Raw genomic sequence first — 18,627 nt, 5'->3', positions numbered from 1 at the left:
CGTGCACCTGGAAAGACTGCACCGTACCAGCCACACGCTGCCAGGCGCACCACATGAGCGAACACCGCCACGGCGGCGAGACCACGCCCGCCAACCTTGGTTGGTTGTGCCAGTACCACAACTCGCAGGCCGCGACCGGCGCCCGGGGCCACACCGAACGGCGGGACGGACAGATCTATTACGTCTCGCCATACGGAAACGCCACCCCCACCGGCACCGACCACACCGCCCGCGCGCCGCACCGAAGACCCGCGCATTAGCCACCGCATGCGCCAGCGCCCCTGGCGCATACACGCATGCCCGAAAGGCGGCGGCCTACAGGCCGGCGAACGGGCTGCGCAGCGGGTCGAACGGCTCGATGGTGCGGTCCACCTCGCCGGTGGCGATCTGCTTGGCCAGCATCTTGCCCGACACCGGGCCGAGGACGATGCCCCACATGCCGTGGCCGCCGTTGGTGTACACGTTGGGCACCTTGGTCGCACCGACGAGCGGCAGGCCGTCCGGGGTCACGGGGCGCGAGCCGACCCACTCGTCCTGGCGGGCGTCCCAGTCGATGCCGCGGAACATCGGCTTCGTCGCGTGGATCATGGAGGCGACGCGGCCCGGCTGGAACGCCTCGTCGGGGCCGCGGAACTCCATCGTGCCCGCCACGCGCAGGCGGCCCTGGTACGGCGTGCAGGCGATCTTCTGCTCCGGCAGGTAGACGGGGCACTCGGGCACGGTCTCCGTCTCCACGCTGAACGAGTAGCCGCGACCCGCCTGCACCATGGTGGTGACGCCCAGCTCGCGCGCCAGTGCGGGCATCCAGGCGCCGGTGGCGATCACGACGACGTCGGCAGGCTTCCATTCGCCCGTGGACAGCTGCACGGCCGGTTTGCGGGTGGAGGTCACCTTCGTCACTTCGGCGCCGGTGGTGATGGTGCCGCCGCGCGCGGTGAACGAGTCGGCGATGGCCTGGCAGTAAGGACCGGGCTCGATGAAGCGTTGGCCTTGCATGCGGTAGATCGCCTTGACATTGTCGGTGAGCATGGGGGCGTGCTCGCGGGCGTCGTCAAGCGAAATCGGCTCGAACGGGATCTCCTGGCCGTGGCGGATGGCCCCGTCGACCTCCTTGAGGAAGCCCTTGGCCTGCGACTGTGACTCGAAGCCGATGATGTACGGCGAGCGGTAGGACTTTGAGGTCACGCCGCCCGCTTCGAGGTCGTCGAAGGCGGCGAGCGAGGCCATGTCGGCAGGGGTCAGGCCGGCCATGGTCTTGTCCCACGCGCGCTGCGTGGCGTGCGCCATGAACTGCGCGCAGAACGCCCACAGCTTCGGGTCGACGCGCACGGGGACGGAGAGCGCGGCGTTGCGATCGAAGAGCGCGGTCGGCCCGTACGCCCAGAGGCTGGAGTTGGACAGCGGGATCGTCTTGCCGGGCGCGAGCCAGCCGGCGTTGCCCCACGAGGAGCCGCCCGCGACGCCAATTTTGTCTACGACCTCAACGTCGTACCCGTATTCCTGCAGGAACCATGCGGTGGACAGGCCTGTCATGCCTGCGCCGATCACGAGCGCACGAGTCAATTGTGTTACTCCTCACAAATTGTCGGATTGTGTTTGGAACAACAATGTACCGCAAGCCAGTGAGGTGAATGTCACGTTCGCTGGGTGAATTTTACGCACTGCATATTATGCAAGTTATGCAGCGGCGCACATGAAAAGCCCAGCTCACGTACCTGTCTATCCACAGAAAAGGGGCATGCTTATCGACGCCACGCCACCCCCAAAAGAGCTACCCCTCCCGCAATTCCAAAGATCGGAGCCGGACCTCTCCCGCCTCATCGGAGGCGTCCAAGTCCACGACGCCGTGGAATTGGAACGCGTTGTCGTCCTCCGGGTCCTTGAGGATCTGGGTGACCTCCCAGGTGCGCCCGGTGGTGTCGCCAAGCCGGAAGTACTCGGGTCCACGAGCGTCGGGACCGGTGTCGACGTCGTCGTACTCGTCGAAGTAGTCGTCCATCCCGGCGGGGAAGTCGGGGCGCGCGTCCGGGTCAAGGTAGTCGAACATCTCGTCCAGCTCGCGCTCCTTCTCCAGCGCGAAAAGTTCGGCGAGGCGGAAGAAGGCGTTGCGGACCATGATGGTGAAGGCGCGCCGGTTGGCGGTGAGGGCGTTCGGGTCCTCGACGCCGAACGCCAGTTCGCGGTCCAGCGTCGCCTGGTCGATGGGGGAGTCTTCGTCGGCCATGTGCGCCCATTCGTCGATAAGCGACGAGTCCACCTGGCGGATCAATTCCCCGAGCCACACGATGATGTCCTCGAGCTCCTCGTTCATGTTGGCTTCGGGGACGGAATGGGACAGCGTGCGCCACGCGTCGGTGAGGTAGCGCAGCACCACTCCCTCGCTGCGCGCGAGGCCGTAGGTGGCGATGAGGTCGGAAAACGTCATGGCGTGCTCGATCATGTCGCGCACGACGGACTTCGGTGCGAGCTCGAACTCTTTCGCCCACGGGTTGCCCTGGCAAAATGTGTCGAAGGCCTCGTCGAGTTCGTCAGCAAGCGGCTTCGGATAGGTGACGTCCTCGATGAGCGCCATTCGCTCGGTGTAGTCCACGCCGTCCGCCTTGAGCGCGGCGATTTCCTCGCCGCGGGCGGCGGATTGCTGCGCCTGGAGGAGCTGTCGGGGGTCGTCGAGAATTGCTTCAAACGTCGAGATGACGTCGAGCGCGTAGGTGTCGGACTCGGGGTCCAAGATGGTGAGGAACGCGAGCGCGAACGGTGACAACGGCTGGTTGAGCGCAAAGTCGCGGTCCAGTTCCCGGGTGAGCGTGTAGGGGCGGAATGCGGGCGAGTCGGGCGTGCGCTCGACGACGCCCGCGTTGATCAGCCCGCGGAACAAGTCGACCGCGGTAAGGATGTCTCGGTTCTGCTTCGCTCGCGAGTCGTGGTTGGTGCGCAGCAGGTGTCGCATGTGCTCATAGCCGTCGCCCGGGCGGGCCACCACGTTGAGCAGCATCGAGTTGGACACGCTGAACTGACTGGTCAGCTCTTCCGGCTCTGCGGTGGTGAGCCGGTTGAACGTGTCCTCGGACCAGGAGACCTCGCCGTCGCGGGCGGACTTCTTCCGCAGCTTCTTGCGCTTCTTCGGGTCGTCGCCGGCCTTCCTGCGCAGCTTTACGTTCTCAATCTCGTGCTCCGGCGCCTCCACGACAACGGTGCCCTCCGTGTCGTAGCCGGCGCGCCCGGCCCGGCCCGCAATCTGGTGGAACTCGCGGGATTTGAGGATGCGCTGGCGCGTCCCGTCGTACTTGGCCAGGCCGGTCATCACGACGGTGCGGATCGGCACGTTGATGCCCACGCCCAGCGTGTCGGTACCGCAGATCACCTTGAGCAGGCCGGTTTGTGAGAGCCGCTCCACCAAGCGGCGGTACTTGGGCAGCATGCCGGCGTGGTGGATACCGATGCCGCGCCGCACCAGCTTGGACAGCGTCTTGCCAAAGGTTGTGGTGAAGCGGAACGAGCCGATCTCTTCGGCGATGCGCCGCTTCTCCTCGTCGGTGATGATCTTCAGGCTGGTCAGCGCCTGGGCGCGCTCGGTAGCTTCGCGCTGGGAGAAGTGGACGACGTAGATGGGGGCCTTGCCATCGTCGAGAAGCTGCTCGATCGTCTCGTGGACCGGGGTGAACACGTAGTGGAAATCGAGCGGGACGGGGCGCTCGGACCCGCCGACATAGGTGGTCTGGCGGCCCGTGCGCTCGGTGAGGTCTTTCTCCAGCCAAGCGGTGTCGCCGAGGGTGGCAGACATGAGCAGGAACTGCGCCTTCGGCAGCTCAAGAAGCGGTACCTGCCAGGCCCAGCCGCGGTCGGGCTCGGAGTAGTAGTGGAACTCGTCCATGACCACCTGGTCGATCTTCGCGTCCTTGCCCTCGCGCAGGGCAATATTTGCGACGATCTCCGCCGTCGCCGCGATAATCGGCGCGGACCCGTTGACCGTCGCGTCGCCGGTCATCATGCCGACGTTTTCGGCGCCGAAGATTTCACACAGCGCGAAGAACTTCTCGCTGACCAGCGCCTTGATCGGCGCGGTGTAGAACGTGCGCTGCCCGCGGGTTAGGGCGATGAAGTGCGCCGCGTTGGCCACCAGGGACTTGCCGGAGCCGGTGGGGGTGGCGAGGATGACGTTGTCACCGGCGAGCAGCGCGAGCGACGCTTCTTCCTGAGCCGGGTAGAGCGAAATACCGCGGGACGAGGTCCAGGAGAGGAAGGAGTTCCACGCGGCTTCGTCGAGAAGCGGTGCGGGGACGTCGGCGAGATCGGCGAGCATGTCAGATAAAGTCACGCTCACCACCGTAGCCGAGGGGCGAAACCTACTCGTCGTCCGGTTTTTCCGGGTCTGCAGGGTCTTCAGGGTCGATGAGGAAGTGGTCCATCAGCAAATTGTTTTCGTCGTCGCCGAACGGCAGGCTCAGCTGCTGTTCGTCCTGGCCGAGCACGCGATCGCGGTCCTCGATGGCGGTGAGGTAGTTCTCAAACGCATCGCTGATCTCCTCGCCGCTCGGCACCTGCGCCTCGCCCGGCATCATGGCCTGCGGGTGGCGCTCGCGGTAGTCACTGATCTCCTTGTCGTAGTGCTCCTCCAGCGCGTGGACCACGTGGGCGATCTCGTCGGAACCGGCCATCTGCTCGGCCAGCTGCTGCGACACCCGCGTGATGTCCGACTCCAGCGCGCGCAGCGGGAACTTCAGCTTGGTCGCATCCTCGATGGACTGGAGCAGCTGGAACGTCGCGTGCGGGTACGGGGACGACGCCACGTAGTGGGGCACGTGCGCCGTAAACCCGGCGACGGGCTTGCCGCGCTTGTGCAGGGCGCGCTCAATGAGGATCGAAGCAGAGCCGGGCACCGTGACCATGCCGTCGAAGGTGTACATGTTGCCCACCAGCTCGCTGCTGTTGCCGTGCGCCGAGACGACCAGCGGGCGGGTGTGCGGGGCGCCCATAGGCGCCGCGTAGAGGCAAATCGTCTGCGCGACGCCGAAGCGCTGCGCCAGGTCGCTCACGGCCTCGCTGAACGCCTCCCACCGCAAGTCGGGCTCGGGGCCGGACAGGAGGAGGAAGGAGCGCCCTGCTTCGTCACGAAGCACACGCAGGTCCAGCTGCAGGTCATCGATGTCCGTGATCTCGTGCTGCGCGATGGTCACCGCGGGGCGGCGCGAGCGGTAGTCAATGAGCTCGTCGTTGCTAAACGTGGCGAGCGTGCGGGAGTCCAGCGCAGCCTTGAGGTGCTCGGCGGCTCCCTCGACGGCGTGGCCGGCGTCGGCGTAACCCTGCATTGCCACCACGAGCGCCGGGCCGTTCGCGGATTCCTCGCCGACGGAGGGTGCCGGGTATTCCAGTTCATACATGCGAGACGTATCAGACATGTGCTTCCTCCCAAATGATCTCGCGGTACGCCACATAGCCCGGACAAGTGCCGGGTGGCGTACCTTTTCGCATTATCAAAGACAACTACGCCAGGGGTGAAACTATTCCACGCGTCCCGCGCCAAGGTGGCAACAATGATACCGCAGTAAAGAAGTTTCTCGGCCGAGGGAACCGAGGCGGTGCTTTTTGCGTCCAATATGTATGAAGCAATCACGAAACTTTGACGCCAATGACCACCGCCCTTACAACCCGCCGTACGGCCCCGCCGAACTCATCGCCTGCATCCCAGGCGCGCTCGGCTTCTACCCGCAAGAATCCCTCGTCCTCATCGGTCTGAGCCACGCCGGCGAGGATGCCACCTCGTACACGGTTGGTCCGATCGTGCGCGCCGATCTGGCGAGTGAGGAGCAGATCGCGTTCGGGCTGCGCGCGCTTTTCGACGCCCACCAGGACCTCCACCTCGCCGTCATCATCACCCGCATCCCGAACTCGGATTTGGCGATGGAAACCGCCTACTTCCTGCAGTCTCTGGATACCCAACTCGACCTCCCGCCAATCGCCGCGTGCTGGCACGTCTCCGAGATCGCCGCGGGCACGCCCTACACCCTGCTTTTCGACGCCACCAGCCCCCAACTCTTCCCCGCACACCACGAGCGCACCGCCGCCCCCGCCTCCTACTTCTCCGGCACCGTGCCGTCGATCGTGCACGCGCCAACCATGCGCGGATTGCTTGACAACGGCATGCTTCCAGAGCTTCGTCGCGAGGACATGCACCTATTCTTCGAATCCGACAATTCCGGCGACCTGCGCCGATGCCGCGCGCTTTACGACGCCGCGTATCACTCCGGCCGCCGTCTCATCCAACAACTCGCGCCGCACCCGGCAGGCGCCGGCGAGGGCTGCGGCGACAGGTGGGACGCCATCAACCTGATCGAGGACGGCTGCGTGACGCTCATCCATGGCGGCGCGGGCAACCCGGAGTTTCCGGCGGGGACGTCACGCCGGCCGCTGCAGTTGAGCGACTGCTTCCGCGACGACGAGGAGATCGTCCTGCTGGCCTCGCTGCTGTCCCGCAGTAAGCTGCGCGATTGTCTCGTCGAGGACGTCCTCGAGCACTCCGCGACGGCCGCTCAGGCGCTGCTGCTCATCGCGCGAAACTTTACGGGCGTCATCCGCGCGAACGCGCTGAGCTTGTGGGCGCTCGCAGCGGCGGCGTCGGGCCTGGAGCCGTGGGCGTTCGCGGCGCTGCGCGCGGCCCAGGACGAGGTGCCAGGGCATTCGCTGTCCGCGGTGCAGCGCCAGCTGATGGCGATCGGCGAGTGGCAAGGGATGGTCAACACCGCACTCGCCGGGTGCCGCGAGTCGTGGGACGACCTGCTCCGCGAGCAGGCGGCGTGACTCAAGCACCCCCGTGGCGGGCGGAGGTGAAGTCCCACGCGTCTTGGACGATGGTGCGCAGGTCGGTGCGCGTGGGGTTCCAGCCCAGCTGGCGCTTGATCTTGTCCGAAGAGGCGATGAGCACGGCCGGGTCGCCGGCGCGGCGGGGTGCGACCTCGGCCGGGATCTCGTGGCCGGTGACCTCGCGGCACATCTCGACGACCTGGCGGACGGAGTAGCCGTCGCCGGAGCCAAGGTTGTAGATCTCGTGGGTGCCTGGGGTATTCGCCTCGAGTGCGAGCACGTGGGCGTCGGCAAGATCCCTCACGTGGATGTAATCGCGAACGCAGGTGCCGTCGGTGGTGGGCCAGTCGTCGCCGAACATCTTGATGGCGTCGCGCTGGCCGAGGGCAACCTGCAGCACGATGGGGATGAGGTGCGTCTCGGTGCGGTGACGCTCGCCGTAGTCGCCGTACGCGCCGGCAACGTTGAAGTACCGCAGACTCGTCGCGCCGATGCCGTAGGCCTGGCAGTAGGAGGTGATGGCGTAATCGATGGACAGCTTCGTCGCCCCGTAGGTGTTGGTGGGGCGGGTTGGGGCGTCCTCGGTGATGGGCACTGCCTCCGGCTCGCCATAGGTGGCGGCGGTGGAGGAGAACACGAGCGAGTGCACGCCGTGTGCGCGCATCGCGTTGAGCAAGGTGAGTGAGACCTCGAGGTTGTCGCGCCAGTACTCGGCGGGAACCTCCATGGATTCGCCGACCAGCGAGCGGGCGGCGAAGTGGAGCACGCCGTCGACGTCGCCGGCGGACAGGACGCGGTCGATGACGTCGGAAATATGGCCCTCGACCAACGTTGCCCCGTTGGGGACGGCGTCGCGGTTGCCGGTGCTGAAGTCGTCGATGACGATGACGTCGTGGCCAGCCTCGACGAGCACAGCAGCGCATACGCTGCCCACGTAGCCGGCACCGCCGGTGACTACAAGCTTCACGGGTTAATCCTCCACTGGGGTGACGCGCAGTGCGTGCGCGAGTTCGGGTGAGAGTTCGACGCGTTCGCCGTCCTTGGTGGTGAGCATGATCGCGCCACCGTCGTGCTGCTCGAGGGTGACCTGCGAGCCGACGAAGGACGCGACGCCGACAGTCGGGGAGACGGTTGCGGAGAGCTGCTGCAAGATCTCGCTCACTTGCACCACCGTGACCTCGGTCGGGCCGTCGAGCTCGAGGTCGCTCGCGCGGGTGCCGTACGCGGTTTCGGAGCTTGGCGTGGCGTCGAGCTCTTCCAACGCCGGGATCGGGTTGCCAAACGGGGAGCGGGTCGGGTTGCCCAGCACGGCGACGACGCGGCGCTCCACGTCCTCGCTCATGACGTGCTCCCATCGGCACGCTTCGTCGTGGACCTGCGCGATGTTGAGCTGTAGGACGTCGGTCAGCAGCAGCTCGGCCAGGCGGTGCTTGCGCATCACTGCGGTGGCGCGCTGGCGCCCCGCCGGGGTAAGCGCGAGGGAGCGGTCCGGCTGGACCACGAGCAGGCCGTCGCGCTCCATGCGCGACACCGTTTGCGAGACGGTCGGGCCGGATTGCTCAAGGCGCTCCGCGATGCGCGCGCGCAGCGGCGTGATGCCTTCTTCCTCAAGCTCGTACACAGTTCTCAAATACATCTCGGTCGTGTCGACGAGATCACGCATGCTGCCTCTCCCTCTGAGTCACTCTGTGCAGACGGTCTGCGTGAGTCATTTCGAGCACAGACCATCCAAGCCCTGCAAGTGTACGCGCGGTGCCCTAGGCGTAGTCGCGCAGCCGGTCGGCGCGGTCGCCGACGCGCAGCTTGGCCATAACCTCGCGCTCAATTTGGCGCACGCGCTCGCGCGACAGGCCGAACTGGCGGCCAATCTGGTCCAAGGTGCGCGGCACGCCGTCGGTCAGGCCGTAGCGCAGGCGAATCACGTCCTGTTCGCGTTCCTCCAGGCCCGCGATGATGTCCTCGATGTCGTCGTGGCGCAGAGTCGAGACCACAGCGTCTTCGGCGTCCGTCGCCTCAGCGTCCTCGATAAAGTCACCGAGCGGCGCCTCCTCGTCCGCGCCGACGGGCATATCCAGGCTCACCGGGTCGCGCGACTGGCGCAGCAGCATCTCAATCTTGGACTCCTCGATGCCGGACTCCTCGGAAAGCTCCTCATTCGTAGGTTCGCGGCCCAGGGACTGGTACATCTCGCGGCGGATGCGCGAGAGCTTATTCACCTGCTCCACCAAGTGGACTGGTAGGCGAATCGTGCGCGACTGGTCCGCCATCCCGCGCGTGATGGCTTGGCGGATCCACCAGGTGGCGTAGGTGGAGAACTTGAACCCCTTGGCGTAGTCGAACTTTTCCATGGCACGGATCAGCCCGAGGTTGCCTTCCTGGATCAGGTCCAGCAGCGGCATTCCGCGCCCCGTATACCGTTTTGCCAGCGAGACCACGAGGCGCAGGTTGGCTTCCAGCAGGTGTGAGCGCGCTTTGCGCCCTTCCTTGGCCAGGATCTTCATGTCACGCTTCTTGGCGCGGGTGAGCGTGACCTCCGGGTCGTCCAGCAGGTGCTGGGCGTAAAGGCCTACCTCGATCTGCTGGGCCAGCTCGACCTCTTCCTCAGCGTTCAACAGTGCCGTTTTACCGATACCGTTGAGGTACACGCGCACGAGGTCCGCCGACGGATTGTCATTGGTCTGATTTCGGCGGCTACCGCGGTCAACGTTGTCTTCGTTGCCCGCATCACGAGCGTGGTCCGGCTGAGTCATGAAGAGCTGCCTCCTTGAAAGGGGTTCGAACCGTAAGTTCAGTCTTATAGATCAAACGGAGCAACGCTCCCGATTGTTCCGGCTGAGCGTAAATATTATGCAACGCGCGTCTGCCTCGCTCGACTCTCAGCATCACTCCAGGAACTTCTTCCCTAGAACGTGGGTAGCGGCCAGGTTTCGCCCCGTGTCACGCCTCGACGAGGACCGTGAACGGCCCGCTGTTGACGCTCGCCACGTCCATCATCGCGCCGAACCGGCCCTCTTCGACCGTGATGCCGCGGCTGCGGAGCTCCTCTGCGATCTTGGCAATTACCGGTGCAGCTACCTCGCCCGGCGCCGCATCCGCCCACGACGGCCTGCGTCCCTTCGCTGTACGCCCCATGAGGGTGAACTGGCTGACCAGGAGGACGGGCGCGCCGGCGTCCTGGGCGGAGCGCTCGCCGTCGAGAATGCGCAGCTCCGCGATCTTGCGGGCCATCTTCTCCCACGCGTCCTCCGCGTCGTCGCGGCCCACGCCGACGAGGGCGAGGATGCCGCCGGTTTCGGGGCAGTCGATCGCCCCGACGACCTCCCCGTCGACGGTGACAGAAGCACTCTCCACTCGCGTCAGTACAGCTTTCATCAGGACTCCTTCGCAATAATCTCAGCGGGCAGGACGAGGCCGTGGCGCACACAATCCACCACAATCGCCGCTGCGTTGTTCTCAAGGCGTGTGTGTTCCGCCGGGTCATCGACGCCTTGCGACGCCACCAGCACCCCCACCACCTCGCGCAGGGGCAACCCCTGTGGGTGGAGGCCAGAGAGAATCGAGACGACACCGTCGTCGACCTCGTGGGTAAAGCGCGGTCCGTCAGTACGCGAAACCCTCGTGACTCGCTGCGCAAAGCCCATCCCGGCCTCGGCGTCGGCGACGCTCACCCTTTCCAGCGCCACGCCCGGGCGGACCATGTACGCGGCATCCAGGATGTCGTCGGTGTCCCTGCCGCGCAGCCATTCGGCCCTGGTGAAGTACTCGTCCACCTCCGGCCCGAGGGGATCCGTGAACGGGTGCGAGAGGTCTTCGGCGGTAATCTCGGTGGGGTTATCGCCGATCTCGCGGAGGAAGATCCACCCGAACCCGATGGCCTCGACGTCGTTGTCGCGGAAGTGTGCAAGCCAGCGCTCGGTGCGCTCGACGGCCTCTGGGGAGCGGACGTCGACCGATTCATCAGCAAGCCAGGTAGAGACGTACTGGCCCGGGTCGACAACATCGCGTTCCAGGACCCAGGCGCTCACACCGCGGGAGGGCAGCCACGAAGCAACGCGCGAGCGCCAGCTCTCGCCGGTGCGGTGGACCCACGCACCGAGGATGCACGCGGTCGCGCCCTCCGCCAGGTGTGCGGGGGCTTGGCCGACAACGAGCTCGGTTGCCCCGTCGAGCGACAACCCCGAATCGCGGTACACGTGGCCCACCTCGGGCAGTCCCACCACGAACGGCGGGTTCGCTACGATCCGGTCGAAGCGCTCGTCGGCAACCGGCTCGAACCACGGGCCCTGGCGCAGCTCGACGTTGTCGATCCGGTTCGCAGCGAGCGTCGCGCGAGCCAGCTCCAGGGCGCGCGGGTGCACATCCGTCGCCACCACGCGCTGCGCAACCCCTGCCTGCGCCACCGCCTGCACCCCCGAGCCGCAACCGAGATCCAGCACCGTGTCAACCGGCGTCTCCGGCGAGGCGCTGAGCAGCGAGAGCGACGCCGACCCAACGCCCAGGACGTGGTCGGGCCCCGGCACGTGCGCGGTCATCGACGCATCCAGGTCCGACACGATCAGTCGGTCCTGCCCCGCGAGGACGTGGGGGCGCAGGTCGAGGGCCACGGCGAACCGGTCGTTGGCGGAGGGGCGGATCACGGTGGCGTCGAGAAGCATGCGCACCAGGTCAGGAGAAAGGAGCTCGTCGAGCTGGGCTTGCGACGCCGGCTCGCGTACCAAGAAGAAACGGATCAGGCGCGACAGCGGCGAAGCGTCACAGGCGGCGAGCACGACGCCCGGCTCGCCACGGTAGAGCGCCGCAGTCGCGTGGGGGCCGAGGTGCTTGGCGATGCCGTCGGCGGTAAAACCGGTCGACGCGAGAGCGTCGGCAAGCGCGCGAACGGCGCTGGGAAGAGACTCGGGGAGCGGTTCGAGAGGCATTGGCTACTCCTTGCTGGCGTCGGGATCGGACTCGATGATAGCGGGGGAGCGGTCGGCGCCAGAGCGCGATTGGCCTGCCTCCAACTGCGCTCGGGCCTGCGCAGCGAGCCGGGCCTCCTCGCGGGCGAGCGCAGGCTTGTACACGTTTTTGTCCCGCTTATCGCGCGCCTCGCCCTGGCCGTTGGCAATCATGACGGAGATCCACGGCACCGGGATCGAAATGGAGAAGAAAAGGGCGGCGAACCACCAATGGCCCAGCACCGAGCACAGGACGGAGATGGCGATCAGTGGCACGCGCGCACCCTGCCACAACAGATACTGCTTTTCGCGGCTCTGCAGATCCTGCTCGTGGGTCCGCGTTGCGTCGGTGATGAGCGCGCGCCGGGAGCGCCTCGGGCGGAGCCGGCGGCGGCGGGGCTGCTCCTCGTCCGGCTGGGCGTCGATCGTGTGCGGGTGCGGACCGGGCACGCCCGACTCGGGTTGGTGGAAGGTGTGGTCAGATCCGCTCATAACGCAAAGGGTAGCGGGGCATTGCAAATTCCGACCCACTTTGGGGCATGATGGAAGGCGTGAATACGACGACGAAGACTCTTGAGCGCCCCGACCTCCGGGAGGACACCTCGTCAACCACGGAGGACGGCAAGGAAAAGTTTTTCCACTACGTGCGGAAGGACCAAATCGTGGATTCCGCGATCTCTGGGAAGCAGGTTGTCGCGCTCTGCGGAAAGAAGTTCTCTGTAAAGAAGCAGGCCAAGCCGGGGTCCCCGGTCTGCGCCGATTGCCAGCGGATTTATGAGGGGCTGCGCCGCAAGTGACAGCGTCGACACCAGGGCCTCAGCTCCGTAAATGGCAGCAAGAGGCCCTTGATTCGTTTCTGCGTACAAAACCGCGCGACTTCATGGCCGTGGCAACGCCGGGAGCGGGAAAGACGACGTTCGCGCTGACGCTGGCGAGCACCCTCCTGGCCGACCGCACGGTGCAGCGGCTCATTGTGGTTGTGCCGACGGAGCACCTGAAGCACCAGTGGTCCGAGTCGGCCAAGCGCTTCGGGTTGTCGCTGGACCCCAACTTCACCAACTCGTCCGCGGTGAACCCCTCCTACGACGGCATCGTGGTCACCTACGCGCAGGTGGGTATGCACCCGTTCAAGCACCACGCAGTCGCGTCGGCGCGGCGCAGCTTGGTCATCCTGGACGAGATCCACCACGCCGGCGACTCGAAGAGCTGGGGCGACGGCGTCTATGAGGCATACAATGACGTAGAGCACCGACTCGCGCTCACCGGTACGCCGTTCCGCTCCGACGACTCGCAGATCCCGTTCGTGCGCTACAACGAGGACGGCGAGGGACACCTCGTCTCCGAGGCCGATTACACCTACGGCTACTCGCACGCGCTCAAGGACGGCGTCGTGCGCCCTGTTGTCTTCCTCGCCTACAGCGGGGAGACAGAATGGCGGGATTCCGCTGGCGAGCAATACTCAGCCCGCCTCGGTGAACCGCTCAACGCGGAGCAAACGGCACGCGCGTGGAAGACGGCACTGGACCCGAAGGGGGACTGGATCCGCCTCGTGCTGCAGGCCGCGCACACGCGCCTGACCAAGATCCGCGCCAACATGCCGGACGCGGGCGGGCTGGTCATCGCCACGAACAAAACCACGGCGCGCGCCTACGCCAAGATGCTCGAGGGGATCTCCAGCACGCCGGTCACGGTGGTGCTTTCCGACGAGCCCGGGTCCTCCGACCGCATCGAGGAGTTTTCGGCGTCCCGCGACGAGTGGATGGTGGCGGTGCGAATGGTTTCCGAGGGCGTCGACGTCCCGCGCCTCTCCGTCGGCGTGTACGCCACCTCCGCATCGACGCCACTGTTCTTTGCCCAGGCAATCGGCCGTTTCGTTCGCTCCCGCATGCCCGGCGAGTCCGCGTCCGTGTTCCTGCCGTCCGTGCCCGTGCTGTTGGGGCTGGCGGAGAACATGGAGGAGGAGCGTGACCACGTCCTGGGCAAGCCGCACCGCGAGCAGGGCTGGTCCGACGAGCTCATTGAGCAAGCCAACCGCCAAGAGAACGAGCCCGACGAGGGCCCGAGCTACGAGTCCATCGGTGCGTCCGCCGAGCTGGATTCGCTGATTTTCGACGGCTCCACCTACGGCACCGCGACCGCAGCTGGTTCCGCCGAGGAACAAGACTTCCTTGGGCTCCCGGGACTGCTGGACGCCGAACAGGTCAAGACCCTGCTGCGCAAGCGGCAGAGCGACCAGCTGGACGCCCGCGAGGCGGAGGAGAAGGCGCGGAAGGCCGCGGAGCGCGAAGCCGCAGAACGGGCGAAAACGCTGGGCGAGCCGGTCGCTGCTGGGCCCGGCGCCGCACCGTCCAAGTCTGGCTCCACCGGCGGCGGGGGCGAGACCGCTGCGGATGAGATCCCCAGGCTGCGCAAGGAGCTGAACACGCGCGTCTCCATCGTCGCGGGCAAGACGGGGCGTCCGCACGGCGCGATCCACACGGAGGCAAGGAAGGCGTGCGGCGGGCCGCCGACCGCACTGTGCAACGCCGAGCAGCTGCAGCAACGCATTGACTACTTGCGTGGCTGGTAGCGCAAAAGACCGGTAGTGTGGGCGAGTGCACGGCGACGAGTGAAGGAGACGACCATGACAGATCGTTATAACCCGAACCAGGAGGGTCCGTACAGCCATCCCGAGGGGTTCTCGGATTACGGGCAGTACCCGCAGCCAGGTCAGCCACAGCCGGGCGAGCAAGGCCAGCAATGGCAGTACGACGGCGGGGCCGCCTACGGTGGCGCGTACCCGCAGGGCGAGCCGTATGGGGTACAGAAGAACAACGGCATGGCGCTTGCCGCCATGATCGTGGGTATCCTCGCCATGCTTGCAATCATTACGATCGTCGGCGGGGTGTTCCTCGGTGTTATCGCGATTATCCTCGGCATTTTGGGGATCCGGAGCGCGAAGAAGATCGCCGGTCCGGGCGCGCGGAAGGGGATGGCCATCGCCGGCATCGTTCTCGGCGCGATCGCCTCGCTGCTCAGCGTGGTGTTTATGCTCATCGGTGTCGGACTCGTTTCCACCTTCGTCGGGGAGTGCGACCACTTGGTGGATGACACGGCCGCTTACGAAAAGTGCGTAGAAGATGTCGCGGAGCGCGAGTTTGGCTAATTTAGCCGTACATAATGCGGTGCCCCGCCCAGAGAATTCCGGGCGGGGCACCGCTTTATCCGCGAAAGGCTAGTCCAGGTAGTCGCGCAGCACCTGGGAACGCGACGGGTGGCGCAGCTTGGACATCGTCTTCGATTCGATCTGGCGGATGCGCTCGCGGGTCACGCCGTAGACCTGGCCGATTTCGTCTAAAGTCCGCGGCATGCCGTCGGTAAGCCCGAAGCGCAGGCGTACCACGCCAGCTTCGCGCTCGGAGAGCGTGTGCAGCACGTCCTGGAGCTGGTCCTGCAGAAGGGTGAAGGACACCGCGTCGACGGCGACGACCGCCTCGGAATCCTCGATGAAGTCACCGAGCTGGCTATCGCCCTCGTCGCCAATCGTCTGGTCCAGGGAGATCGGCTCGCGCGCGTACTGCTGGATCTCCATCACCTTTTCTTCGGTGATGTCCATCTCCTTCGCCAGCTCCAGTGGGGTGGGCTCGCGGCCCAGGTCCTGCAGCAGCTCGCGCTGGATGCGTCCGAGCTTGTTGATGACCTCCACCATGTGCACCGGAATACGAATGGTGCGGGCCTGGTCCGCCATCGCGCGGGTGATCGCCTGGCGGATCCACCACGTGGCGTACGTGGAGAACTTGTAGCCCTTGGAGTAGTCGAACTTCTCCACTGCACGGATCAAGCCGAGGTTGCCTTCCTGGATGAGGTCCAGGAACGCCATGCCGCGGCCGGTGTAGCGCTTGGCCAGCGAGACCACGAGGCGGAGGTTTGCCTCCAACAGGTGGTTCTTCGCCTTGCGGCCGTCGCGGGCCACCGCGCGGAGGTCGCGCTTGACCGCAGGGGTGAGCTTGGCATCCTTGTCGCCCTCAGCGGCGGCGCGCGCCATCTCGTCCAGGCGGTACTGGGCGTACAGGCCGGCCTCGATGCGCTTGGCCAAGGAGACCTCTTGCTCCGCGTCCAGCAGCGCGACCTTGCCGATCTGCTTGAGGTACGCGCGGACGGAGTCAGCGGACGCGGTCAGCTGCGCGTCCTTGCGCGCCTGACGCAGCGCGGCAGACTCCTCGATGTCCCAGACGGACGAGGAATCTTCTTCCTCGTCGTCCGAGTCATCGTCTTCGTCATCTTCGATGTCGTCGCCGTCCAGATCGTCCTCGTCGATGTCCTCGCCGAGCTCGTCATCAAAGTCGGCGTCCTCGTCCGCGAGGTCGGGATCGTAATCTTCGTCGTCGCGGTCGTCGACGGTATCGGCATCGTCGACAAGCGCATCGGTGCGCAGCTCGTCCTCGTCCACGCCCTCGGCGCCTGCGTGTGCAGCGGTCGCCTTCTTGGCCGCTGACTTCTTGGTGGTCTTCTTCGCAGACTTGCGGGCTGTCTTCTTGGCCGTCTTTTTGGTGGCCTTCTTTCGAGCGGACTTCTTCGCCGTCTTCTTCGTGGCCTTCTTCCGAGCGGTCTTCTTTGCAGCCTTCTTGGCCGTCTTCTTCGCCGCCGGAGTTGCCGCGGCGTCGTTTGCACCGTTGCCTGCGCCACCGTCGGAGGATGCCTGTGCTGCATTCTCCACGGTGTTATTGCCTGATGCTTCGCTGGCTACCACGTACGCCCTTTCGCCGATTCGGTTTCTTCCACTGCGCGCAACCCTGCTTCCTGCGAGAATATCCGTATGCATATCCTGCCGGATTGCGCAATGGTTCCAATTCTAGAACGCCAATCCTAACAGGCCGCGCGCTGAATCTATTCCAGCACTCGCCATCGTGCCGCATCTTTCACGCGCCGTTCGTGTCGCGGAGCCGGAAAGGTGCGTCCCACGAGGGCAGGAGCGGTTGCTGTCCGGTGCCCACCGTACATGAGTCCTGGATCTGTGGTTGGGCCGGACCAATCAATTACGGCGCAACGTGCTCGTTCGCCGCCATTGCCGCGCCGACAATGCCTGCTCGGTTGCGCAGACGCGCGGCGACCACTGGCACGTCCACCGTCAGGTTCGGGACCCACTTGTCCGCCTTGCGGGAGATGCCGCCGCCGACCACAAACGCGGACGGGCTGAACAGGCGCTGGTACTCGTGCAGGACGGCGTCGACTCGCTTGGACCACTTCTTGTAGCTGAGTTCCTCGCGGTCCTTGGCAGCGGAGGAGGCGACATGCTCTGCTTCCTTGCCAGAGATGACCAGGTGGCCGAGCTCCGTGTTGGGGAAGAGGGTGCCGTCCATAAAGAAGGCGGACCCGATGCCGGTGCCGAAAGTCAGGAAGATGACGGCGCCCTCGCGGGCCTCGGGCTCCCCGAATGCGACTTCGGCGAGACCGGCGGCGTCGGCGTCGTTAAGCACCGCGATGTCCTCGGTGTCCAGGGCTGCGGAGAAGAGCTCGTGGACGTTGGTGCCAATCCAAGCTTCGTCGATATTGGCGGCGCTGCACGCGACCTGGTTACGGATGACGGACGGCAGGGTGATGCCGATCGGCCCGTGCCAGTCGTGCGCGCGCACGATTTCCGCGACGGTGTCGGCCACGGCCTGGGGCGTCGCGGGCTTGGGCGTGGCAATCTTGACACGCTCGCCGACAAACTCGCCGGTATCCATGTCAACGATGGCACCTTTGATGCCCGAGCCGCCGACGTCCACGCCGAATCCGAGATGAGTTGCAGTCGTATCGCTCATACGGCACAGCTTACAAAGGTGGGGCATAAAAGGGGCGGTGCGAGTCGCGCTTCCTGGAAAGTCGGTGCACGATGGGGACTATGAGCACGCAGACTTCCCCCAATGGCACCGCAAACACGCCCACCCCAGCTGAGCTGCGCGACCTGTGCGTTGAGCTCGTGCAGGACGCGGCCGGGTTCGTGGCCAAGCAGCGCGACTTTCTAACCAGGCACGGTTCCGTGGAGATGGTCGCGCAGACCAAGACGTCCGAGGTTGACCCGGTCACGGCCGTGGACAAGGGGTGCGAGGAGCGCGTCGTGGGCAAGCTCTCGGAGCTGCGTCCCGGCGACGGCGTCATCGGCGAGGAGGGCGCGTCGAAGCTGAGCGAGACTGGCGTTGAGTGGGTCATCGACCCCATCGACGGCACCGTGAATTTTATTTACGGGCTGCCCGCCTACGCGGTCTCTGTCGGCGTCGCTGTGCACGGCGAGCTCGTCGCTGGCGCGGTCGCTGATGTCGCCCGAGGCATCACCTATTTCGCCGCCCGTGGGCACGGGGCCTTCGTGCTTAGCGACGCCACCGCCCACCCCATCCACACATCCCGGGCCTCCCGTCCCGCTACCGCTCTGGTGGAGACCGGCTTTTCCTACGACTCCGGGTGGCGCGGCCAGCAGGCGCAGATCCTGACCACGCTCCTGCCGCAGGTGCGCGACATCCGCCGCATGGGCTCGGCGGCGTTGGACCTCTGCCGCGTTGCTGAAGGGAGCGCGGACGCCTACTACGAGCACGGCACGCACCCCTGGGATTACGCTGCCGGCGCGGTGATTGCCGCCGAGGCGGGAGCGGTGGTGCACCACCCGGGCTTGCGCGATCGCGGCGGTGACGGCGCATTGATGTACGCCTGCGCTCCGGGGCTCGCGGAATCGTTCCCGCGGCTGCTGGAGGAGGCGGGGGCAGTGCGCGATTTGAGAGTCGGCGCTTAGCAGCATCGCCCCTGGTCGGGGGCGAAAGTGACAGATCGAGCCATTTGCTTTAGTATTCCGCTCAAACGCGTCCTGGTGGGACCCGGTAGGACCTGGCAGGACGCTCAAAACAAAGCACCGCACCTTTTTACTTTTGCACGTTGAGCT

16 protein-coding genes and 1 pseudogene are annotated in these 18,627 nt (G+C 65.9%); 6 read left to right on the top strand and 11 right to left on the bottom strand.

The genetic code is table 11. The features are described from left to right. Window positions 1-260: pseudogene (locus FPP74_RS11960) on the top strand (HNH endonuclease); the annotation flags it as partial. Between the two features lie 55 nt (window positions 261-315). On the opposite strand, the gene FPP74_RS11955 reads toward FPP74_RS11960, so the two are convergent. The 3 genes from FPP74_RS11955 to FPP74_RS11945 all read right to left on the bottom strand — a co-directional run bounded on the left by FPP74_RS11955 (window position 316) and on the right by FPP74_RS11945 (window position 5,396). Beyond that, window positions 316-1,533 (bottom strand): FAD-binding oxidoreductase, encoded by a 1,218-nt coding sequence (locus FPP74_RS11955; RefSeq protein ID WP_186439448.1) that lies wholly within the window; start codon window positions 1,531-1,533, stop codon window positions 316-318. A gap of 238 nt (window positions 1,534-1,771) precedes the next feature. Beyond that, the gene (locus FPP74_RS11950) at window positions 1,772-4,300 is read right to left on the bottom strand and encodes an RNA helicase (RefSeq protein WP_144718810.1); all 2,529 of its coding nucleotides are present in this window, start codon (window positions 4,298-4,300) and stop codon (window positions 1,772-1,774) included. A gap of 43 nt (window positions 4,301-4,343) precedes the next feature. Continuing rightward, window positions 4,344-5,396 carry a PAC2 family protein gene (locus tag FPP74_RS11945; RefSeq protein ID WP_144718807.1) on the bottom strand — a complete coding sequence of 351 codons (1,053 nt, stop codon included), beginning with the start codon at window positions 5,394-5,396 and terminating at the stop codon, window positions 4,344-4,346. Window positions 5,397-5,598: 202 nt separating this feature from the next. Between FPP74_RS11945 and FPP74_RS11940 the strand changes: the two genes are divergently transcribed. Further along, window positions 5,599-6,795 carry a DUF4192 domain-containing protein gene (locus tag FPP74_RS11940; protein WP_144718804.1) on the top strand — a complete coding sequence of 399 codons (1,197 nt, stop codon included), beginning with the start codon at window positions 5,599-5,601 and terminating at the stop codon, window positions 6,793-6,795. A gap of 1 nt (window position 6,796) precedes the next feature. Here FPP74_RS11940 and galE read toward each other — a convergent pair whose 3' ends face one another. The 6 genes from galE to FPP74_RS11910 all read right to left on the bottom strand — a co-directional run bounded on the left by galE (window position 6,797) and on the right by FPP74_RS11910 (window position 12,227). Beyond that, on the bottom strand, window positions 6,797-7,765 hold the full coding sequence (galE, locus tag FPP74_RS11935) for a UDP-glucose 4-epimerase GalE (protein ID WP_095534733.1): 969 nt from the start codon (window positions 7,763-7,765) through the stop codon (window positions 6,797-6,799). Window positions 7,766-7,768: 3 nt separating this feature from the next. Further along, the gene (locus tag FPP74_RS11930) at window positions 7,769-8,461 is read right to left on the bottom strand and encodes a metal-dependent transcriptional regulator (RefSeq protein WP_095536686.1); all 693 of its coding nucleotides are present in this window, start codon (window positions 8,459-8,461) and stop codon (window positions 7,769-7,771) included. Window positions 8,462-8,555: 94 nt separating this feature from the next. Further along, window positions 8,556-9,548: a sigma-70 family RNA polymerase sigma factor gene (locus FPP74_RS11925; RefSeq protein ID WP_144718801.1), complete on the bottom strand. Its 993-nt coding sequence runs from the start codon at window positions 9,546-9,548 to the stop codon at window positions 8,556-8,558. 187 nt (window positions 9,549-9,735) lie between these two features. Then, window positions 9,736-10,170 (bottom strand): D-aminoacyl-tRNA deacylase, encoded by a 435-nt coding sequence (dtd, locus tag FPP74_RS11920; protein WP_144718798.1) that lies wholly within the window; start codon window positions 10,168-10,170, stop codon window positions 9,736-9,738. Next, the gene (locus FPP74_RS11915; protein ID WP_144718795.1) at window positions 10,170-11,717 is read right to left on the bottom strand and encodes a class I SAM-dependent methyltransferase; all 1,548 of its coding nucleotides are present in this window, start codon (window positions 11,715-11,717) and stop codon (window positions 10,170-10,172) included. Before FPP74_RS11915 ends, dtd begins: the two co-directional genes overlap by 1 nt. 3 nt (window positions 11,718-11,720) lie before the next feature. Then, the gene (locus FPP74_RS11910; protein WP_208636493.1) at window positions 11,721-12,227 is read right to left on the bottom strand and encodes a DUF3099 domain-containing protein; all 507 of its coding nucleotides are present in this window, start codon (window positions 12,225-12,227) and stop codon (window positions 11,721-11,723) included. 50 nt (window positions 12,228-12,277) lie between these two features. Here FPP74_RS11910 and FPP74_RS11905 point away from each other — a divergent pair, with 50 nt between their 5' ends. From FPP74_RS11905 to FPP74_RS11895, 3 genes are read left to right on the top strand one after another with little or no spacing between them, the layout of a single operon-like run. Then, a complete protein-coding gene (locus FPP74_RS11905) occupies window positions 12,278-12,532 on the top strand; it encodes a DUF3039 domain-containing protein (protein WP_095278982.1) in 255 nt (84 codons plus the stop codon). Next, complete coding sequence (locus FPP74_RS11900) at window positions 12,529-14,304, top strand: DEAD/DEAH box helicase (RefSeq protein ID WP_144718791.1); 1,776 nt, start codon at window positions 12,529-12,531, stop codon at window positions 14,302-14,304. The genes FPP74_RS11905 and FPP74_RS11900 overlap by 4 nt, the downstream gene beginning before the upstream one ends. Before the next feature lie 54 nt (window positions 14,305-14,358). Then, window positions 14,359-14,880, top strand: a complete 522-nt coding sequence (locus FPP74_RS11895) for a DUF4190 domain-containing protein (protein WP_144718788.1) — start codon at window positions 14,359-14,361, stop codon at window positions 14,878-14,880. A 69-nt stretch (window positions 14,881-14,949) separates the two neighbouring features. Here the strand turns inward: FPP74_RS11895 and FPP74_RS11890 are convergent, their stop codons facing one another. Together FPP74_RS11890 and ppgK are read right to left on the bottom strand one after the other, a co-directional pair. After that, window positions 14,950-16,536: an RNA polymerase sigma factor gene (locus FPP74_RS11890; RefSeq protein WP_144718786.1), complete on the bottom strand. Its 1,587-nt coding sequence runs from the start codon at window positions 16,534-16,536 to the stop codon at window positions 14,950-14,952. A gap of 214 nt (window positions 16,537-16,750) precedes the next feature. After that, on the bottom strand, window positions 16,751-17,518 hold the full coding sequence (gene ppgK, locus FPP74_RS11885) for a polyphosphate--glucose phosphotransferase (protein WP_144718783.1): 768 nt from the start codon (window positions 17,516-17,518) through the stop codon (window positions 16,751-16,753). 80 nt (window positions 17,519-17,598) lie between these two features. Here ppgK and FPP74_RS11880 point away from each other — a divergent pair, with 80 nt between their 5' ends. Continuing rightward, window positions 17,599-18,480, top strand: a complete 882-nt coding sequence (locus FPP74_RS11880) for an inositol monophosphatase family protein (RefSeq protein ID WP_144718780.1) — start codon at window positions 17,599-17,601, stop codon at window positions 18,478-18,480. Window positions 18,481-18,627: the final 147 nt, after the last annotated feature.

Origin of the sequence: Corynebacterium sp. NML180780 (assembly GCF_007786415.1) — a bacterium.
Classification (GTDB): Bacteria; Actinomycetota; Actinomycetes; order Mycobacteriales; family Mycobacteriaceae; genus Corynebacterium; species Corynebacterium gottingense.
Note: the sequence above shows the minus strand (reverse complement) of the source record. Positions and strands in the feature narration are given on the sequence as shown.